Origin of the sequence: Psychrobacter sp. Pi2-51 (assembly GCF_904846665.1) — a bacterium.
Classification (GTDB): domain Bacteria; phylum Pseudomonadota; class Gammaproteobacteria; order Pseudomonadales; family Moraxellaceae; genus Psychrobacter; species Psychrobacter glaciei.
Window position 1 is genome coordinate 50,573 of sequence record NZ_CAJHBP010000011.1, and the last position, 20,785, is coordinate 71,357.

Genomic DNA, 20,785 nt, shown 5'->3' on the forward strand with positions numbered 1-20,785 from the left:
CAATGCTGAGGCCATGCTTTTAAATCTTTATCTTTTGTTCTTGCGCTCGGGACGAGCATGTTATTAAAATATAACCTAACCAGCAAATCCCCTCTAAGGGATTTTCACTTGCAAACCTGAGGAGGAATAAGCAAAACACTGTTTTGCCCGACGCAAGACAAGAGCTATGCTCGCAGTTAGCAGTGCAATTTTTTAACGGTTCTCATCCCCAACCATCGCCAAAAACTCTTCCTCACCCACTATCTTAACCCCTAATTTCTCCGCTTTGGTCAGCTTCGAACCTGCTTTATCCCCTGCCAGTAGCGCTGTAGTTTTTGCTGATATGCTGCCCGATACCTTTGCGCCAAGTGATTGCAGTTTAGCTTTGGCCTCATCACGTGCCATTTTTTCAAGCGCACCCGTAATCACCCACGTTTGCCCATCAAGTGGCAAGTCTCCAGCAGCTTTTTGCTCGACCTTATCCCAATGCACACCCGCTTCAAGCAATGAATTAATCACTTCAATATTGTGAGGTGCACGGAAGAACTCATAAGCCAGTTCAGCAGTGATAGTGCCAACGTCAGGGGTTTTAATTAGGGTTTCGATACTGGCTGCCATTAGGCTATCGAGGTCACCAAATTGCTGAGCAAAGTTTTGCGCTGTGCCCTCACCCACACCGCGAATACCCAGCGCATAGATGAAGCGTGCGAGCGTGGTATGTTTGCTGGCTTCGATAGCACTGATGATATTTTGTACCGATTTTTCACCCAATTTTTCTAGCGTAATTAGCTCGTCTTGATGATTGTGCAATTGATAGATATCAGCGACGGTTTTGACCAATCCATGCTCAAAGAAGCTAATGAGCCAACTCGCGCCAAGCCCATCGATATCCATCGCACGACGCGAGACAAAGTGAATCAACGCTTCTTGCTGCTGTGCGGGACAAAATAGGCCGCCCGTACAGCGTGCCAAAGCCTCATCTTTTGGCAGGACGACAGGAGAGTCGCAGACAGGACAGGTAGACGGCAGCGTCACTGGTTTTGAGTCTGCTGAGCGCTGGTCATGCCACACGCGAGTGACTTTGGGGATGACATCCCCTGCACGGTGGACGCTGACCATATCGCCTGCACGCACATCTAAGCGCTGAATCTCACCAAAATTGTGCAAGGTGACATTACTGACGGTGACGCCGCCGACTTTGACGGGTTCGAGCTTACCCACTGGGGTAATCGCGCCGGTGCGTCCGACTTGCCATTCGATATCGTTTAGACGTGTCATCACCGTTTCGGCAGGGAATTTATAAGCGGTGGCCCAGCGTGGCTCACGTGATAGAAACCCAAGCTGCTGCTGCAATGATAGGTTATTTACCTTAATCACCATGCCATCGATTTCAAACGGCAAATCACTACGCATATCGATCACTGACTCATAGTAAGTCTGCGCCGCGCGTGGGTTTGCGACCACTTCTACCGCACTGACGGTAAAGCCAATGGTTTTTAGCCACGCCAATCCTGCTGACTGCGTTTCGATGGTCTCAGGCAATCCCTGATTGATAGAGTAAGCATAGAATGCGAGTGGACGACTGGCTGCTATAGCTGGATCTAACTGACGTAAGCTACCCGCAGCAGCATTACGTGGATTGGCAAAGGTTTTGTTTTCGCTCTCTTCTGCTAGGCGATTGAGACGATCAAAACCTGCCTTGGGCATCAGCACTTCACCGCGCACTTCTAGCAGCTCAATATCAGCAGCATCCGCGAGCCAAAGTGGCAAGTTGCGAATGGTCTTGGTGTTTTGGGTAATATCCTCGCCCGTTTGCCCATCACCGCGCGTGACCGCTTGCACAAATTTGCCATGCTCGTATTTTAGCGACACGGCCAATCCATCGAGCTTTAGCTCCATTTCATACTCAGGATTTTTTTGCGCGTCATTTAGACGATCGTTGACGCGGCGCATAAAGGCATGTAATTCGTCATAGTCAAAAACATTGCCCAGTGACAGCATGGGGATGTCATGAGTGACTTGAGTAAAAGCAGATAGCGGCATATCACCGACTTGATTGATCGGACTGTCTGGCTGTACCAAATCTGGATATGCTTCTTCAAGCTCCAATAAAGAGCGACGCAACTGGTCGTATTCGCTGTCTTCTAAGATGGGATTGTCGAGCACATAATAGGCATAATTGTGCTGCTTAAGAGCATCGATAAACGTGCGCATTTGGATGACGATATTATCGCCAGTATCATGAGCCGCATTTTTATTGGTTTCAGCTTGAGCAGCGGTCGGTAAGATAGGGTCAGTCATAGTCGGCGTCTTTTATTTGCAATTCAAGATGTCGATATAATAACAAGTTTGCAGGATACTCGGTATAGCCAATCCTATATAAATCAGATACTGTGTCAGGCTCGCTCAGTCTACTATGTGTAGTACTTTCACTCACCTTCCTTGTATCTAAATTATCTTGAAGCGACTCTAGCATTTTGCAGAAACTAAAGCCCATTAAAAAAGGCAAATAACGTTAATCGCTATTTGCCTTTTTTAGTACTACTCATTTAATGCTACTCACTCATTGTATAAACTGGCGTTTAGCCCTCATAGTCGCGGACTTGGTTGCGTAGTTGCTGCTTGTATTCAGAGGTGATTGGTTCGTTCTCTTCATCCAGCATAATGGCATCCAAATCGCTTGCCATCATATAAGCAATGCTCATCATACTATCGAAGCTGCGCAATGCTTGTGGGTGTGGCAACGATAAAAATACCACCACACCAGTATAGGTATTAGTCGCCACGCTATGCGGATCAAATGGTGCGATACCACTGTCGGTGATACCCATCATGCTAAACCAAAGCATACCGGTGCCGTCTTTTTGCTCGTAGCGATGGAACATATTCATCGCGCCATAGCGCAGACCATATTTGTCAATCAGCGCCAATAAATCACGGCCACGGATAGTCGCTGTTGGACGGTCACGATATTGGTGCGGCAAGATGGTGATATTGATATTGTCTTTGGCATTGATCAATGGACCGTTTTGCGCGTCGTCGCCTGACTCTGATAGATGCTGATCAAGTATCGGGCTGTTGTCATCGAAGCTAGGCTCTTCTGCCGTGTCAATCGATGGCATCAGATTATCCGTTGCCGACATGAGGCTTGAAAACGCATCAGGCTCTTGCTCGATATGCATCTGATCAGCGGCTTCTACAAATTCAGCACTATCGGCACGGCGTTGCTCATCTTGCCAGCGCGCATAGTCAGCTTCATCGATGACGTCATGGTCGTCAGTTACGGTACTGCTATGCTCGGCTGTTAGCTGGGCATCAACGTTGGTATGCGTTTGCGTCAAAGGCTCTTCTTCAACGACGGCATCTAAGTAGCTACGATCTGGACCGATGCTCGTCTCGCCAGCGACCGTATCATCAAGGTCTGGCTGATCGACGATATTACGCTCGTGACGCGGTATGATGGGAATACCATTTTTGTCATAATTGACCGCAGCAGCTTCGGTAGCAGCGCGGCGCTTAAAGCTACGAATGACCATAAACAGCCCTGCGAGCACGATAAACGCGGCAATGGCAATCAATATAAACTGAATAACGGTCATGATAAATACATCCTAGTATATATAACAAAAGGGAATACACAAACGAGCATAAATGGCAATATTCTAGCATGGCTGACCTATGTCGTCACCACATTGTGTACTTTATAACCAGTATGCTGGACTGAGGTCAAGCTTATTTGCATTTATGCCAATTGATTGATTATATTTGCATCTCGCTGATTCTCATAGTACTTTTAGTATCAGATTTTTGAGTCTTAGCTCTCTACATAGCGCGCGGCTTCATCTAGCGAGACGCTGACTAATGTAGAAATACCTGCGCTTGGCATAGTAATGCCTTTTAACTCATCAGCAATCTGCATCGTCAGTTTGTTATGACTGATAAAAATAAACTGTAAATCATCTGCCAGCTCATGAATCAAACTGGTAAAGCGTTCGACGTTGGCATCATCGAGCGGCGCATCGACTTCATCGAGCACACAGAATGGTGCGGGATGCTGCTTAAATATTGCAAAAATCAAGCTCAACGCGGTTAGGGTTTTTTCACCGCCTGACAGCACAGCTAGGCGACTATTACGCTTACCTTTTGGTTGTGCCATTAAGGTAAGCCCTGCCCGCCACTGCTCTGATTTTGGCGCACTAACGGGCATATCGTCTGTGTTCAATGTCAAACTTGCTTGACCACCGCCGAAGACTTTGGCAAATAAGTTGGCAAGCTCGGTATTAACGGCATCTAGCGTCTGCATAAACAGGGTCTTAGTTGTCTCATCAATAGACTCAATCGCTGCTGTCAGCGTCTGCATACTGGCCGCAATATCTGCTGTCTGCTGCGCCAATGGCTCTAGGCGCTCATTGACCTCAGCCAACTCTGCCACTGCGGCGAGATTGACTGGGCCAATTTTGCTAAGCTGCTGCTCAAGCGTGGCACGTTCAGCCTCTAATTCAGCGATTTTATCTGGACGCACACGGCGATCATGCGCGATAAAATCCGCAAGCAAGTTTGAGACGCTCATCACTTGTTGCTGATGCTGCGGGTGCTGTGTTGAATGCGACTCCGATTTATATTTATGGCTCACTTTATAGTACGCTTCTAAAGCGTCATGAGTATGAGTGCTCGCATCGTCCAAACGTGCCATGCTTAGTGCCAACTCAGTAGCATGATTTGCAAGCTTACCCTGCTGAACTTGTAGCGTATTTTGCACGCTATCCAACGTTGTCTGCTGCTGAGAATAGTCTTGCTTAAGCAGCGACAAAGCCGTATCACGCTCGGTCAATAGCACCTGCTGCTTATCTCGTGCTGTTTGCGCTGTCTGTAATGCCGCTTGTAAGTCTGGTAGCTTATCATGCTGCTTCTGATGACTCGCTTTTAGCTGCTGCTCGCTCTGTAGCGATTGGTCGTATTGCACAGTTGCTCGTGCAAGGCTACTGACACTATGCTCTAAGCGTATCTCGCTCTGTTGGATACGCAGCTGCAATGCTTGCCATGCATCATCATCGGCTTGGCGTGTACGATTTAGCTCACTCCGCTCAGCCTGTAATTGCTGACTGGTCGCACGAGCATCAGATATTTGCGGCGTTAGCGCTACTATCTGGCTTTGAATATCTTGCTGCTCATGAGTGAGCACTTGTCCCTCTTGTTCTAACTCTTGTTGCTCTTGTTCAAGGGCAGATTTGTCCGCCATGAGACGCTGGCTGTCTGCTTGCAGGCGCTCGGCATTGGCACGCTGAGTCGTTAACTGCTGCTGGTATTTATGTTTATCACGGGTGAGCTGATCCGCTTGTGCACGGGTTTCTTCTAGATTGACCGTTAACGCATCATAGTCGCGTTGATTCTTTGCAATGGTCTTTTGCATTTCTTGTATTTTGGTTTCAAACTCATCTAGCAAATCTTCTAATGCTTGCAAACGGCTGCGCTGCTGCAAACGCTGCGTTAAAAACTGGCTATTGCTCTCACCTTGACTATCTTGCTCACCTGTAAACTTACTCAGATTAATCGTACCCTGACGACTGATGAGCCAACCGTCTGTGGTTAACAAAATAGCTGACGATGGCAATGCTTTTAAGATACTAGCAAAGTCTTCAAGAGTCTGCTGATTGCTCGCTTCTGATTGCGCAATATACAAGTAGCACTGCTGCCAAAGCGCCAATACTGGCTGCTTAATCATCTGTGATAACGGCAAGACTTTATCAATTAAGCTGTCTGGTAAATGGTTGATAAATGGCGTTGTAGCTGACTCATTCTTAGCAGGTAACCACAAGCTATGACCACTCTCTATTGAAGGTTTTCCTTCTGTATTAGCCTGTTCACTCTGTGCTGTTTGATAAGTAATGATATCCGCTATGTCACTCTCAAGCACATGCCATAAGCTGTTTGCTTCCTGAGAAGCATCACTCATATTATCAACGTTTTGCTGATTAGATTGGCTAGAAATTAGTACATGACTATCTAGCCATAATGCCAAGACACTATCGAGTAGCACGGCGTGCTGTTGCCCTTTTTCACTCAGCTCAATCTGCTCGCGCAAGGTGGTAATGGCCAACTCGTTATAGCGATTGACGACATTACTTTCCGAACTAGCTTCTAGATTATCCGCTGTAGAGACAGAGGCTTGCTGTTGATTTTGCGGTGTAGATTTTGGATGCAATATCTGATGCAGGGTATCATATTCACTGGCCAATACCGCGTGACGCTTCTCATGCTCACTCAACTCACGCTGCTGCGTATTCAAGCGCTGCTGTAAATCATGCGCTTGCGGTTGTAGTTCCGACAGACGCTCATCGACGCTGTCTTGTTGGCGCTCTATCTGCTGCAACTGTTTATTCAGCTCTGCAACTTGCGTCTCTAACGTCTGCTGTAGGTTTTGTGCATCCGTTGGCGCTTGTTCATCAGAGCGCTTATCAGAGTCCTTATCAAAACCCTTATTATTGCTAGAGGCTGATAGCGATTGTTGTAGTTGCTGCCATAGATTTTGCCAGTTTTGCTGGCGGCGCTGCCATTTGTCATGGTTTTGCTGATGGCGTTTTTGCGCTTGGCTATTGATGGCTTGCTGCTGCTCAAGCATGCGCGCATTATCTTGTAGACGTGATAGCTGGTTTTGCGCGTCATGCCATGCGCGTTGTAACGGTTGCTCATTACGCTTATGCGTGTCACGTTTATTCGTCAACTCGGTGAGCTGTGGACGTAACGCCTCTAATATATTCTGCTGCTCGGCTTGCTCGGCTTTTAATCGATTAATCTCATCCACTGCTTGCGCGCGCTGCTGATCCAAGCTCGCGAGTTGCTGCTCAATCACGGTCAATTGCGACTTGGCATCGCTCAGCGCGTGCTCAGCTTGTTGATAGCCAAGCTGCTGCTGATAATGAGCGCTTTGGGCATCGTCCTTGAGCCATTGCTCTTGATTAATGTGCGTGGCGAGCTTATCTTGTTGGGCTTTTAGCGTCTCATAGTCGGCTTGCAATGTAGCAACTTCGGCAGTGCTGCGCTCATGGGCGATTTTTTGCTGTTGCTGCGTATGCTTGGCTTGATACAACTGCTGAATAGCCAGTTGCTGCTTGATATCAGCAAGGGTCAAGGCCAGCTCTTCATAACGCTGCGCACTGGCAGCTTGTTTAGACAAGCGTTTTTGTTGGCTGACTAGCTCACTTTGCATGTCATGCAGACGTGCTAGGTTTTCTTGTGTTTTCTCTAGTTTCTTTTGCGTTTCTTCGCGGCGCGCTTGATAACGAGACACCCCTGCGGCCTCTTCAATAAATTCACGCAGCTGCATGGGACTAGATTCGACAATACGTCCAATCATGCCTTGTTCAATCACCGCATAACTACGCGCACCAAGTCCCGTACCCAAAAAAACATCGACCACATCACGGCGACGACAGCGCGTGCCATTGATGAAGTAATCCGAGCGGCCTTCTTTATTGACCTGACGACGTACAGATAGCTCTTGGTACAGGTTAAACTCATGACGAATGCCGGTATGCTCATCTTGCGTATGCTCAAATGTCAGCTCCACACTGGCGACACTTTTGGCAGCCTTATCTTGCGTACCAGCAAAAATGACATCACTCATCGCGCCACCACGCAACTGCTTGGCAGAGGTCTCACCCAGCACCCAGCGAATGGCATCAATCACGTTAGATTTGCCACAGCCGTTCGGCCCGACAATGGCGGTGATGCCATGACGGAAGGTAAAAGTCGTTGGATTGGCAAAGGATTTGAAGCCTGCCAGCTTTAGGGATTTTAGACGCATGAAGAATCAGTAAACTTAGCAAAAACAGGCGGCTATTCTACCTGAAATTGTAGTGGGTTTTTAGGGTTTGTGAACTGTTAGGTATAGTCTGACTTATATTTTTGAATCTCACTATATAACTCATCATATCTTTCATCAAACTTTACTTTTAGCGACTCCAGATTATCTGAATTACTATTTGTAGAGTTATGATGGCGATTATATTGTGATACGAATAACGGATTTGCTACGTCTAAGAACCTCTTGCATTCATCAACTAATTTAGGAAAGTAGAGCACAGTAATTACCTCTATCTGTCCGCCTTTCTCGATAAACTCATTGATATTAATTTGCCTTGTTCCTTGCTGCTGTACATTTAAATCTAATGATCTTAAGATCATAGAAAAATCAATAAGTCTAAACACCAAGTCTTCATACTTTTGTCTTAGGAAAATTTGTCGCTCATAATCATACTCAGTTTTTTGCTTAGCAAGATTATGATCGTGGTCAGAGTTCTGTTTTTTAGTATCCTGCTTATATCTTTGAACATTCAAAAAGTAATTTGCTACGAACGAAACTCCTCCTCCGGCTATCACACCGATAACACCAGCTATTAATGCGTCCACTCATTTTCCCTAAAGTAATATCATCCAAAATAGACGGAAAATTGGTATCCCTAAATCACCCCAATCCCACTTAATAACAACTGTCCACCAGCAAACACTAACAACACGCCAAACGCACGTTTTAGCATCAGCGCAGGTAATACATGGGCGAGCTTGGCACCGACTTTTGCCATCGCAAAGCTAGCCACTGAAATGCATAGAAATCCCGTGATATGTACGAAGCCTATCGTACCCTCAGGCAGATTGACCACATCTTGACCGAACCATGCAAACCCTGCCGCGCCAGCCAATGCAATCGGTAGACCACACGCTGCTGAGGTGCCGACCGATTGTTTCATCGGGAGTCCCGCCCAATTCAAAAAAGGCACGGTTAAACTACCACCGCCAATTCCAAAGATAGACGACGCCATACCAATACCTGTACCAGCACCAAACTGGACACCAGCAGAAGGCAATGGCTTGCCCAACTGTTCTTTATTAGAGAAAAACAGCATCTTAATCGCAACCAAAAGCGCGCCCACACCGATAATGGCTTGTAGTACCTTGCCGTCAATCATGTCCGCAACACCCGCGCCCACCAGACTACCAACGACCAAACCCAATGCCATTTTTCGCCACACTTCCCAGCGTACACCGCCGCGCTTATTATGAGCAGTGAGTGAGCTAATCGAGGTCACAACGATGGTCGCCAGTGACGTACCAATCGCCAAATGAGTGATCACTTCCGGCGAAAAATCATATGCGGTAAAGATCCATACCAATGCTGGTACGATAATCATGCCGCCGCCAACACCAAACAATCCAGCACTCACGCCAGCAAATGCCCCTGCAATCACAAACCACACATATAGCATCATCGAATTAGCCTTTTATCTTGCTTGTATTTTGAACGGTATTTTTATCTTACTGATTTGCCTGTTTATACACTTAGTGGCATCTTCTTAATTGCATTTGCCAAATCACACCCCAATCTTTATGCTGTCTGTTCGCGAAAACCGTCCAGTATATCAAAGATTATCCCAGCGACATTACTCAAGTAGAATAAACTTATGCCGATACTTAATCAATCATCTCACTCTGCGCCTGAGTCATTCACACTTGAGCATTTACCTGAGCTGAATCATCGCCATCTTACCAGTAGCGCGTCTACGAATAGCGAGCTAATAGCGGATGTACAGAATGGCATATTAAATGCGACCGAGATGCACCTGCTAACCGCTGAAACCCAAAGCGCTGGTCGTGGACAACACGGGCGCTCATGGCAATCACCGCGTGGCAATGTCTACCTGTCTCTCTATCATCCTGTTCACATACCCGTTAGCGGCTTACTGTCATTAATCATCGGTGTAGAGCTGGCAAAAATGCCCGTTATCCAAGTGCTAAACGAGCAATTACAAACGCAAGGACTAACACCAATCGGCGTGAAGTGGGCAAATGATTTGGGCTTTTACCAAGGTCAAAGTCAGCCTCAAAGCCAATCTGCCTTAGATAACGCTGATGCGCATAATACGGCACTAGACCAGCAGACGCTGCCGTTTAATAAACTTGCTGGGATTCTGATTGAACCCGTATCGCAAGCAGGCAGACTGGTTGGCGTGGTCATCGGTGTCGGTCTCAATGTCCAAGCCACACCAAAGCTAACTGCCCAAACCTCTGAAGGCATGAGTTATCAAGCGATTAGCTTACAAGATATTGCTGAGACACTACAGCCAAAAGCGCAGGCTGCCAGTCTACCGAGCTTACGTGTGCTCTATCAGCAAATGAGTAAAGCGTTAATGGCTGCTATGACGCGCTTTGAGCACCTAAGTATAGAAAAGCCAACGGGACATCGTTATTATCTGGACAGCTTTTTGAAGCAGTTTGACTCGATGGATGCACTGAGCGATCTACGATTACGTGTGACCCAAGAGCATAACGGTCAAACGAGTATACTCACAGGTCACGCTTGTGGTGTCGATACACATGGATGTTTGCAATTGCGCTTAGATAACGGTAATATTTCTACGCTTTTTACTGGACGCATTGACGTTATTTATTAAGTGTAGATAACCATACTGACGAGTATCATATATTAACGAGCACGATATAAAGGGACTTTTATGCTCTGGCTTGATCTTGGAAATACCCGCCTGAAATACTGGCTCACTGATGATATCGGTCAGATAGTCACACATGATGCCAAACAGCATTTGCAAGCACCAGCCGAATTACTGATGGGTCTGACGGATCGCTTTGAGCGCTTTGCCCCTGACTTTATCGGTATATCATCCGTATTGGGCGACAATCTCAATGCTCAAGTATCAGAGACCCTAAGTCGTCTCAATACGCCGTTTGAGTTTGTCCATGTGGATGCCACGCATACGCTGATGAAGAGTAACTATAATGACGAGCAGCTCGGCTGTGATCGTTGGCTACAGATGCTGGGTGCGGTCGATAAGAAAAAACGCCAATGTGTGATTGGCTGCGGTACCGCCGTGACCATTGATTTGATTGATCATGCTGAGCATTTGGGCGGTTATATCTTCCCGAGTATCTACCTGCAACGTGAGTCGTTGTTTTCTGGTACCAAGCAAATTACTATCTCTAATGGTACATTCGATAGTGTTGGCCAAGGCTTGACCACACAAGATGCTGTGCACAGAGGTATCTTACTCTCTATCGTTGGTGCAATTAATGAGATTAGCCACCGTCATCCTAACTTTGAGTTGATTATGACAGGTGGTGATGCAGCCACGATCTCGCAGCACGTCAATCGCCCAGTACGCTTGCGTGATGATTTATTATTAAATGGTTTGGCAAGATACTTTGATTATCGGAATAAGTCATAACTACTTATAGATAATTAAGTTTCACGTTAACATGAAAAAAGCAGTACGTTTTAAACGTACTGCTTTTTTATTTTACAATCAGAAAAGAGATAATATCTGGCTAGCTATTGCCCTAATACTTTCTTATTTTGTCTCGTTAAACAACTCACGACCGACTAACATACGGCGGATTTCACTGGTTCCTGCGCCGATCTCATACAGCTTAGCATCACGCCAGTAGCGACCAAGTGGGTACTCATTGGTATAGCCGTTACCACCAAATATTTGAATACCCTCGCCTGCCATCCACGTGGCTTTTTCAGCACACCATAAAATCACACTGGCACAGTCTTTACGTACTTCTCGACTATGACCGGCACCGCGCGCGTCCAACATATCGAGATTTTTGCCGACGGTGTACAAGAAGCTACGACCTGCTTGCAGTATCGTATACATGTCTGCAACTTTACCTTGAATAAGCTGGAACTCACCGATCGCTTGACCAAACTGCTTACGATCATGGATATAAGGCACGACATTGTCCATCACTGCTTGCATGATACCGATAGGACCTGCAGCCAATACGGCACGCTCATAATCTAGGCCACTCATCAATACCTTAACGCCCTCATTGAGACCGCCTAAAATATTTTCGCTTGGTACGGTCACATTGTTAAAGGTCATCTCGCCCGTATGGCTACCACGCATGCCAAGTTTATCCAACTTTTGCGCTGTGCCGAAACCTTCCATGCCTTTTTCAACGATAAAGGCTGTCATGCCTTTGCTGCCTAGCTCAGGATTGGTCTTCGCATAGACTACCATCACATCTGCATCTGGACCATTGGTGATCCACATTTTAGTGCCGTGCAACACATAGCTGCCGTCTTTTTCTTCGGCTCTAAGCTTCATACTGACCACATCTGATCCAGCACCAGTCTCACTCATTGCGAGTGCACCGATGAATTCACCGCTGACCAGCTTTGGCAAATATTTTTGCTTTTGTGCATCACTACCGTTACGTTTGATTTGGTTGATACATAGGTTTGAGTGTGCACCATAGCTCAGCGCTACCGATGCCGAAGCGCGGCTAATCTCTTCCATCGCGACCATATGTGCGACGTAGCCCATGTTAGAGCCGCCGTACTCTTCAGGAACGGTAATACCATGTAGACCGATGTCACCCATCTTCTGCCACAGATCCATTGGGAACTCATCACTACTGTCGATTTCGCTTGCACGTGGGGCTATTTCATTGGTTGCAAACTGCTGTACCATATCGCGTAGGGCATCAATATCTTCGCCAAGCTGAAAATTCAATCCAGGTAAACTCATAACCATTCCTTGTGTTTTGATATTTTTAAATTTCGAATTTCAATCTGTTTTTTAAAACCACTGTAACTGTATTTATAATGTCATTTTTGAAGTCATAGTCAATTCAATGTGAAAGTATGACAAGGCAACCGAGTGTCGATGTATATTGAATACTTCAAGCGAGGTTAACGCTGTCATACTTTTATAGTGGATTGACTTTGCTGTTTAAGACTGACGTTTATTAATGGCGTTTATTAATGATGGCACGTGCCACATTTGAGCCATTTGGACGCTTTAAAAACTCACTGATACGCTCGCCTGCCACGACCAATTTATCCAAATCAATACCCGTGCTAATACCCATACCATGTAGCATATACACCACATCTTCGGTCGCGACATTACCCGTTGCGCCTTTGGCATAAGGACAGCCTCCCAGTCCAGCCACCGAGGTATCAAACTCACTGACACCCATTTGTAGTGCGGCTAGCGTATTGCTCAATGCTTGACCATAAGTATCGTGAAAGTGCCCTGATAGCATAGAGATATCAGCATATTCTAATGCGGCTTGTAATGCTTGTTGCACTTTGAGCGGCGTACCAACACCAATAGTATCAGCAATACCAATTTGCTCTGAGCCAATCTCTATTAGACGCTTGGTCACATAGGCTACTTGGCTAGGGTCAATCTCGCCTTCATAAGGACAACCGACCGTACAAGAAATCACGCCTCGTACTTTGATGCCTTGCGCTTTTGCCGCAGCAGCCACTGGTGCAAAACGCTCAATGCTCTCGTCAATACTACAATTGATGTTTTTTTGGCTGAAGGTTTCACTTGCTGAGCCGAAAATAACGATTTCGTCAGGACGATGAATGATGGCATTTTCAAAGCCGCGCATATTGGGTACCAGTACCGAGTAGCAAACCTCCATTTGTCGCGTAGGTGCTAGGGCATTAAGTAGCGCACTGTTATCACCCATTTGTGGCACCCACTTTGGCGAGACAAAACTGGTTGCTTCTAGCTTTTGGACACCTGCCGCAATCAAATCGTTGATAAGCGTTTGCTTAACCTCAGTCGGTACCGTCGTTGACTCGTTTTGCAAGCCATCGCGTGGACTGACATCAACGATGGTGACGTGTTTTGGGTATGCATTTTTCATACTTATCATCCTTTTTAATGCTCGCCTTTCTATAGTCGATTCAATTTTAAAATAATACCGTATTGCTGGGATAGATTTTGCGAAGCCTCTGGAGCGCGAAGCGCACAGCAAGCGAGGAAAATGTATACCATCAGAAAGCTATTTTGAACGTACTTCTTTTATATTGCACTGACTATATTATTCTTCCGTCAGCTATTCGCTTTCCGTATCAATACGTAATAACTCGTCACCATCAGCGACCAAGTCACCCGCGCCAAATAACAATTCTGCCACCACACCATCCGTTGGTGCAGTAATCGTGTGTTCGATTTTCATGGCTTCGATAACGGCAAGTGGCTCGCCTTTTTTCACGGTATCGCCAACCGCCACTTTAAAGGCCACTACTTGTCCTGGCATCGGTGACTTTAAACTACCGACCGCTGCGGACTCTTCACCCACATGTGCCATAATATCAACAAGCGTAATCTCGTCACGGCCACTGTCTGTGAACACATAAACGGTCTCATTATGCACCCAGCTTTGCGCACTAGTACGTGCACCATCCAACCATAACGTATGATTATTTTCGTCACTGCTAACATAGCTCACTTGACCTTCATAAACCGTTTCGGTCTGAGCAGCTACGTTAATATTGCTATTATCCTGCGTGTTAGCGATTTCTTTTTCAATAACGAGCGTAAAGCTGCTGAGATTTTCAGTGCCTTTTTTACTATCAGAACAATTCGCATTATGCCAATTGCTCAGGCGAGCCGTATAAGCATTCTCATGATAAACCAAGCTGAATGAGCGAGTGTAATCGTTATAAGCACGGAAGCCAGTAGGTTTACTAAATGGATCGATATCTATCTCTTGCGTCGCCATCTCGCTCGCCATCTCGCTCGCAATCTGACGAGTAATGGCGGTCACAACCAGCGTCGATAAAGCTAAAGGCTGCTGGTTAAAAATCGCATCACGCTCATGTTCAATCAATGCAGTATCGAGATTGGCTTTGCTAAATGAATCGGTATTTAAAATATAGCGTAAAAATGCCGCGTTATTCGGCAAACCGACGATACGCGTTTGGGCAAGTGCGCGATCGAGCTTGGCTAATGCTTGCTCTCGCGTGGGAGCATGAACGATGACCTTAGCAATCATAGAGTCATAGAACGGGCTAATCACATCGCCTTCGCGCACGCCATCATCGATACGCACGCCAGTACCGTCTTTATCAATCATAAAGGTGCTGTGCTCAGGTTTTTGATACGTAAACAACGTACCTGTCGCTGGCAAGAAGCTATTGTCAGGGTTTTCAGCACAGATTCGTGCTTCAATTGCATGGCCGTTGATAATTAGGTCGGCTTGGGTTTTTGGCAATGGCTGACCTGCCGCGACCAACAGTTGCCACTCGACCAAATCGACACCGGTGATCGCTTCACTGACTGGGTGCTCAACCTGCAGCCGCGTATTCATCTCCATAAAATAAAAATTCATAGAATCTTCGCGCTGCTCAACGATGAACTCGACCGTGCCTGCACCAACATAATCCACTGCACGGGCCGCTTCGATGGCAGCGGTTCCCATCGCTTCACGCATCGCAATATCAACACCTGGTGCAGGCGCTTCTTCTAATACTTTTTGGTGACGGCGCTGTACGGAACAATCACGCTCAAATAAATGCACATAGTTGCCATGTGTGTCACCAAATACTTGGATTTCGATATGGCGCGGTTTTAATGCGTATTTCTCAACCAATACTTTGTCATCGCCAAAGCTGGTAATGGCTTCACGGCGACATGAGTCTAACAAGTCAATAAAATCGCTGCTCTTTTCAACGATACGCATGCCTTTACCTCCGCCACCTGCACTGGCTTTAATCAAAACAGGATAGCCGATACTATCGGCTTGCTGCTGCAAAAATTGCGCATCTTGATTGTCACCATGATAGCCGGGTATCAATGGTACGCCAGCTGTTTCCATCAACCGCTTGGATTCAGATTTTCCACCCATGGCACGAATAGCATCAGCCGATGGACCGATAAAGACTAAGCCAGCATCTTGACAGGCTTGCGCAAAGTCAGCATTTTCGCTTAAAAACCCATAACCCGGATGAATCGCTTGTGCGCCAGTTTCAAGCGCTATCGCAATAATGGCATCGCCTTTGAGATAGCTGTCTTTTGGTGCCGAACCGCCCAAATAGATCGCCTCATCACAGACAGCCACATGCTTGGCTTCACGATCCGCATCAGAGTAAACAGCGACGGTGCTGACACCCAGACGCTTGGCAGTCGCGGCTACTCGGCAGGCAATTTCACCACGGTTGGCAATTAGAATTTTAGAAAACATAACTATCCCTGTGTGTTATCGTTTTTATTTGACGTCTTGTCTATTTACTCATTTATCTCTCGTGCATTATTAATCTGCCGTCAACCAGTTGGGCTTACGTTTTTGCAAAAAGGCTTGCACGCCCTCTTTGCCTTGCTCTGATGAGCGGATATCAGCGATGCCTTTGACCGTATCCGCAATCAGCTCATCAGTGATGGGCGCACCCGCGACATTGTGTAATAGCTGCTTGCAGGTTTTTACCGCATCAGGGCTGTTTTTGACGACCTTATTACAGAACGCAGCTACTTCATCACTTAGCCACTCTTCGCTAACACGCTCATGGATAAAGCCAAGCTGGCGTGCTTTTTTGGCATCAAATACTTCAGCACTTAAGAAATAACGCTGCGACGCTCTGACGCCTAGCGCTCGTATGACATAAGGGCTAATCGTTGCAGGGGCTAACCCTAAACGCACCTCACTTAGGCAGAAGTTAGCAATTTTGACCGCGATGGCTACATCACAAGCAGCGACCAGACCCATGCCACCTGCATATACATCGCCTTGAATAGCCGCAACTGTTGGTTTTGGGCACTCATAAATAGTCTTAAGCATTTGCGCCAATTTATCAGCATCCGCTAGATTTTCTTCATAGCTATAATCCGCCATGGTACGCATCCAATTGAGGTCAGCGCCTGCACAGAATGCCTTGCCCGCTGCTGCTAGCACAATGACACGTACTTCATCATCAGCACCAAGCGTATTGAACGCATCGGTTAGCTCAGCAATCATTTCATCGTTAAAGGCATTACGTATCTCAGGACGATTCAGTGTCACCGTCGCCACATGTTGCACGACGTTAACCAATAAGCTTTTATAGTTATTTATATTTTGTTGCATTGTCTTCTCTTTTTTTAGTCGCTATCCACTATCTTTACTAATGGATATATTTATTGAGTACCATTAAATACTAAGAACTGGTTGTTGACTACATTCTAAAAACACCAAACGTCGTCTCTTCAATTGGCGCGTTATAGGCAGCGCTTAACCCTAATGCCAATACATGACGGGTATCAGCAGGATCAATCACGCCATCATCCCACATACGTGCCGTCGCATAATATGGATGACCTTGCTCTTCATACATTTCACGAATCGGCGCTTTAAATGCGGCTTCGTCTTCGTCGCTCCACGCTTCGCCTTTGCGATCAAAATTATCACGTTTGACCGTTGCCAGTACCGAGGCTGCTTGCTCGCCACCCATGACAGAGATGCGGGCATTTGGCCACATCCATAAGAAACGCGGGCTATAAGCGCGGCCGCACATGCCGTAGTTACCAGCACCAAACGAACCACCGACGATGACCGTAAATTTCGGTACTTTTGCATTGGCTACTGCCATAACCATTTTGGCACCGTGACGGGCAATGCCTTCATTTTCGTACTTACGCCCGACCATAAAACCTGTGATATTTTGCAAAAATACCAATGGGATTTTACGCTTGCAACATAGCTCAATGAAGTGTGTGCCTTTTTGCGCAGACTCACTGAACAAGATGCCGTTGTTGGCGATGATACCGACTGGCATTCCTTCGATATGAGCGAATCCGCAAACCAACGTCGTGCCAAAGCGTGATTTAAATTCATCAAAAGCACTGTCATCGACGATACGAGCAATGATTTCTTTGATATCAAATGGCTTGCGTTTGTCCGTTGGGATGACGCCATATAACTCTTTAGCGTCATAACGCGGTGGACGCGGTGTTATTTGATTAGGAATATTTTTCGCAGGGCGATTTAGATGACTGACGATATTACGGGCAATCGATAGTGCATGGGTATCGCTCTGTGCTAGATGATCGACCACACCTGACAGTCGAGTATGCACATCGCCGCCACCTAAATCTTCTGCGGTAACCTCTTCGCCAGTCGCTGCTTTGACCAGTGGCGGACCACCCAAAAAGATCGTGCCTTGCTCTTTGACGATAATCGACTCGTCACTCATCGCTGGTACATAAGCACCGCCAGCCGTACAGCTACCCATGACCACAGCAATCTGTGGAATGCCTGCCGCACTCAGATTAGCTTGGTTAAAGAAGATACGGCCAAAGTGCTCTTTATCCGGAAATACATCATCTTGGTTCGGTAGGTTTGCACCACCTGAATCAACTAGATAAACACATGGCAGATGATTTTCTTGCGCAATCTCTTGTGCTCGCAGGTGTTTTTTGACCGTCATTGGATAGTACGTGCCGCCCTTTACTGTGGCGTCATTACAGACGATCATACACTCAATACCATTGATACGGCCAATACCCGCAATCACGCCAGCCGCTGGAATCTCTTCGCCATACATATCATGTGCGGCCATCGGTGCCACTTCTAAAAATGGTGTACCCACATCAAGCAAACGCTCGACACGCTCACGTGGTAGCAACTTGCCGCGTGCTAAATGCTTGGCTCGTGCGCGCTCTGAGCCGCCTTGGGCAACTTTACGCAAGTGTACATACAGGTCATCGACTATCTCTTGCATCGCGGCACTGTTTTGCTGAAAGTCGCTTGAGTTTGGACTCAGTTTACTGGTTATGATAGCGCTCATGATATCCCTTTTTCTTTAATACGTAGATGCAAGTAGCTTTTTATGCAAATGATTCTAGCTACTGGTTATTTTAGTCTGGATTCGTATTCTTATTCGTATAGTCAGCTCGATTTATAATCGATACAGCGAGATTTGGATGAATTTTTTGTAGTCTCTGTCGGCGTAGGCACGGCAATCTAGAAAAATTAATACAAGTCTCGCGTTATACCATAACGTATTTATTCCACTTGGTATCGACCATAACTTTTAATAAAATAGACATAATAGTCAGATTAACTATAATCCCAGCTCTTCTTTCATCTGCTCAATGATTTTATATTTCTGAATTTTTCCAGTGATGGTCATTGGATATTCAGTCACAAAGCGATAGTAAGCTGGCACTTTATAATGAGCAATATGCTCACTACAGAATTGGCGTACTTCTTCTTCAGTCAAACAGCCAGCTTCCTTAGGAATAATCCAAGCCGCCAATACTTCGCCATACTTTTTATCAGGAATTCCGACGATTTGCACATCACGAATCTTTGGATGACGATAAAGGTAGTTTTCAATTTCTACCGGATAGATATTTTCGCCACCACGGATGACCATGTCTTTACTACGGCCAACGATTTTGACATAGCCATCTTCATCCATGGTTGCCAAATCACCCGTATGCATCCAGCCATCTTGGATGGCTTCGCGTGTTTTAAAGCGACTGCCCCAGTAGCCTTTCATCACTGAATAACCACGTGTGAGTAGCTCGCCTGTCTCGCCCAGCGCCACGATTTCACCCGTTGCGGTATCGATTACTTTGACTTCAAGTGCAGGCTGTACCAACCCCACCGTCGATACTTGCTTATCAAGCGGCGTATGTTCATTGGTCTGGCAAGACACTGGACTGGTCTCTGTCATACCATATGCAATGGTGACTTCACTCATGTGCATCTTATCGATGACTCGGCGCATGACCTCAATCGGACAGCTAGAGCCAGCCATAATGCCCGTTCGCAGGGTCGATAAATCAAAATTTTCAAACTCAGGATGGTCGAGCTCTGCGATAAACATCGTTGGCACGCCATGCAGACCCGTACATTTCTCTTCTTCGACTGCTTGCAAGACTGTCAGCGGCTCAAAGCCGTCATTCGGATAAACGATACAACCGCCATGCGTGAGAATCGCTAAATTACCAAGCACCATACCGAAGCAATGATAGAGTGGCACTGGAATACACAGCTTATCTTCTTCGGTGAGATTCATGGACTCACCGATAAAGTAACCGTTATTTAAGATATTGCGATGGCTTAAGGTTGCACCTTTTGGTGTGCCTGTCGTACCACTGGTGAACTGTACATTGATGGCATCCGTATTTTTGAGCTGGGCTTGGCGCTCGGCAACACGAGGATCGTTGGCATCGCCTTCCGCCATCCATGCAGAGAATTTCTGCATAAATCCAAAGGTCTCTTCCGACTCTGGCTCATCAATCCAAATAATGCGCTCAATCGTCGGAATCTCAACCAAATCAAGCTGCGTATAGTCTTTATGATAAATCTCAGGACACAGCTCGCGGATTAAACTGGCGTAATCACTGCTTTTGAAATGACGCATGAGCACAAGCGCCGAGCAGCCCAATTTATTCAGAGCATATTGCAGCTCAAAGGTGCGGTAGGCGGGATTGATATTGACGAGAATGACGCCGACTTTTGCCGTCGCTAATTGCATGAGCAACCATTCAGCATTGTTGTGTGACCAGATACCGATGCGATCACCGATTTCCAGCCCCATCTCAATCATGCTACTGGCCAGCTGATTAACATGCTGCTGTAGCTCACGATATGTCCAGCGGATGTTTTGATGGCGCACGACCAGTGCTTCGCGCTCTGGATATTTAGAGACAATAGCATCAAAAAAATCACCGATAGTCGCTTCAATCAGCGGCACATCAGGACCTTTGTCATAGCTTTGAGTTAGTGGTGCATTCGCTGAGCGTGCGCCCATGTTGATACTAGGAATATTATTTAAAATAGCATCGAAATCAACGTGAGTCGCATTCAAATCGGAATGTTGAGTCATAACGAGTCCTTTCGTTTTACTTTTTATAGTATTTATAGATAGTGCTTATTGATAGCCTGTGGGCAAGCTTTCTTCCTTGATCAGGTCTTACATAGCATTCAGCTACTATAACGCCATCAATGAAAGCGTGTCAACAATATCAATACAGTATGTATCATTTAATTAGTCATT

At 46.3% G+C, this 20,785-nt stretch carries 13 protein-coding genes; 2 read left to right on the forward strand and 11 right to left on the reverse strand.

Annotation, left to right across the window (positions count from 1 at the left end):
- Window positions 1–192: 192 nt before the first annotated feature.
- The 5 genes from ligA to JMY08_RS07855 form a co-directional block, all read right to left on the reverse strand.
- Complete coding sequence (gene ligA, locus JMY08_RS07835; protein WP_201592726.1) at window positions 193–2,280, reverse strand: NAD-dependent DNA ligase LigA; 2,088 nt, start codon at window positions 2,278–2,280, stop codon at window positions 193–195.
- A gap of 281 nt (window positions 2,281–2,561) precedes the next feature.
- Complete coding sequence (locus JMY08_RS07840; protein WP_010201808.1) at window positions 2,562–3,578, reverse strand: cell division protein ZipA C-terminal FtsZ-binding domain-containing protein; 1,017 nt, start codon at window positions 3,576–3,578, stop codon at window positions 2,562–2,564.
- A gap of 215 nt (window positions 3,579–3,793) precedes the next feature.
- Window positions 3,794–7,783: an AAA family ATPase gene (locus JMY08_RS07845; RefSeq protein WP_201592727.1), complete on the reverse strand. Its 3,990-nt coding sequence runs from the start codon at window positions 7,781–7,783 to the stop codon at window positions 3,794–3,796.
- 77 nt (window positions 7,784–7,860) lie between these two features.
- Window positions 7,861–8,388 (reverse strand): hypothetical protein, encoded by a 528-nt coding sequence (locus tag JMY08_RS07850; RefSeq protein WP_201592728.1) that lies wholly within the window; start codon window positions 8,386–8,388, stop codon window positions 7,861–7,863.
- A 50-nt stretch (window positions 8,389–8,438) separates the two neighbouring features.
- Window positions 8,439–9,242, reverse strand: a complete 804-nt coding sequence (locus JMY08_RS07855) for a sulfite exporter TauE/SafE family protein (RefSeq protein WP_201592765.1) — start codon at window positions 9,240–9,242, stop codon at window positions 8,439–8,441.
- 195 nt (window positions 9,243–9,437) lie between these two features.
- Here JMY08_RS07855 and JMY08_RS07860 point away from each other — a divergent pair, with 195 nt between their 5' ends.
- Together JMY08_RS07860 and JMY08_RS07865 are read left to right on the forward strand one after the other, a co-directional pair.
- Window positions 9,438–10,427: a biotin--[acetyl-CoA-carboxylase] ligase gene (locus JMY08_RS07860; RefSeq protein ID WP_201592729.1), complete on the forward strand. Its 990-nt coding sequence runs from the start codon at window positions 9,438–9,440 to the stop codon at window positions 10,425–10,427.
- Between the two features lie 60 nt (window positions 10,428–10,487).
- The gene (locus tag JMY08_RS07865; protein WP_201592730.1) at window positions 10,488–11,216 is read left to right on the forward strand and encodes a pantothenate kinase; all 729 of its coding nucleotides are present in this window, start codon (window positions 10,488–10,490) and stop codon (window positions 11,214–11,216) included.
- Window positions 11,217–11,339: 123 nt separating this feature from the next.
- On the opposite strand, the gene JMY08_RS07870 is transcribed toward JMY08_RS07865, so the two are convergent.
- The 6 genes from JMY08_RS07870 to JMY08_RS07895 all read right to left on the reverse strand — a co-directional run bounded on the left by JMY08_RS07870 (window position 11,340) and on the right by JMY08_RS07895 (window position 20,614).
- Window positions 11,340–12,527, reverse strand: coding sequence for an isovaleryl-CoA dehydrogenase (locus JMY08_RS07870; protein WP_201592731.1), 1,188 nt, complete (start codon window positions 12,525–12,527; stop codon window positions 11,340–11,342).
- A gap of 220 nt (window positions 12,528–12,747) precedes the next feature.
- Window positions 12,748–13,665: a hydroxymethylglutaryl-CoA lyase gene (locus JMY08_RS07875; RefSeq protein WP_201592732.1), complete on the reverse strand. Its 918-nt coding sequence runs from the start codon at window positions 13,663–13,665 to the stop codon at window positions 12,748–12,750.
- 192 nt (window positions 13,666–13,857) lie between these two features.
- Entirely contained in the window at window positions 13,858–15,987 is a 2,130-nt protein-coding gene (locus JMY08_RS07880; protein ID WP_201592733.1) for an acetyl/propionyl/methylcrotonyl-CoA carboxylase subunit alpha, read from the reverse strand.
- Window positions 15,988–16,056: 69 nt separating this feature from the next.
- Window positions 16,057–16,863, reverse strand: coding sequence for an enoyl-CoA hydratase/isomerase family protein (locus tag JMY08_RS07885; protein ID WP_201592734.1), 807 nt, complete (start codon window positions 16,861–16,863; stop codon window positions 16,057–16,059).
- Between the two features lie 88 nt (window positions 16,864–16,951).
- A complete protein-coding gene (locus JMY08_RS07890; protein WP_201592736.1) occupies window positions 16,952–18,562 on the reverse strand; it encodes a carboxyl transferase domain-containing protein in 1,611 nt (536 codons plus the stop codon).
- Window positions 18,563–18,838: 276 nt separating this feature from the next.
- Window positions 18,839–20,614: an AMP-binding protein gene (locus tag JMY08_RS07895; RefSeq protein WP_201592738.1), complete on the reverse strand. Its 1,776-nt coding sequence runs from the start codon at window positions 20,612–20,614 to the stop codon at window positions 18,839–18,841.
- Window positions 20,615–20,785: the final 171 nt, after the last annotated feature.